Source organism: Streptomyces sp. SID12501, assembly GCF_010550245.1.
Taxonomy (GTDB): Bacteria; Actinomycetota; Actinomycetes; order Streptomycetales; family Streptomycetaceae; genus Streptomyces.
In genome coordinates, this window is the sequence record NZ_JAAGLU010000192.1 from 1 (window position 1) to 713 (window position 713).

Here is a 713-nt window from a genome sequence, read left to right on the forward strand (position 1 = left end):
CGCCGCAGCGACGCCACGCTCCGCGCGGTGCTGGGCCAGGGCGTCGCCGGCGAGCTCGTGCTGGACCTGCGGCGCGACGGCCCGCACGCGCTCGTCGGCGGCACCACCGGGTCGGGCAAGAGCGAGTTCCTCCAGGCGTGGGTGCTGGCCACGGCGACCGCGCACAGCCCGGACCGGGTCACGTTCCTGTTCGTCGACTACAAGGGCGGAGCGGCGTTCGCCGACTGCGTCGAGCTGCCCCACTGCGTCGGCCTCGTCACGGACCTCACGCCGCACCTCGTGCGGCGCCCCCTCACGTCGCTGCGGGCCGAGCTGCGACGACGCGAGCACCTGCTGCAGCGCAAGAAGGCCAAGGACCTGCTGTCGCTCGAACGCACGGGCGACCCCGAGACGCCGCCCGCGCTCGTCATCGTCGTCGACGAGTTCGCGGCGCTCGTGTCCGAGGTGCCGGAGTTCGTCGACGGCGTCGTCGACGTCGCCCAGCGCGGCCGCTCGCTCGGCCTGCACCTCGTCCTCGCGACCCAGCGCCCGGCCGGCGTCATCAAGGACAACCTGCGCGCCAACACCAACCTCCGCATCGCGCTGCGCACCGCGGACGAGCAGGACTCCACCGACGTGCTGGGGTCACCCGTGTCGGCGCACTTCGACCCGGCCGTGCCCGGGCGCGGCGCGGTCCGCACCGGTCCCGGGCGGATCGCGCTCTTCCAGAGCGC

The 713-nt window shown here is 74.6% G+C and carries 1 protein-coding gene; it reads left to right on the forward strand.

The genetic code is table 11. The features are described 5' to 3' along the window. On the forward strand, window positions 1-713 hold a 713-nt coding region (locus G3I71_RS45175), incomplete at both ends, for an FtsK/SpoIIIE domain-containing protein (protein WP_275409420.1).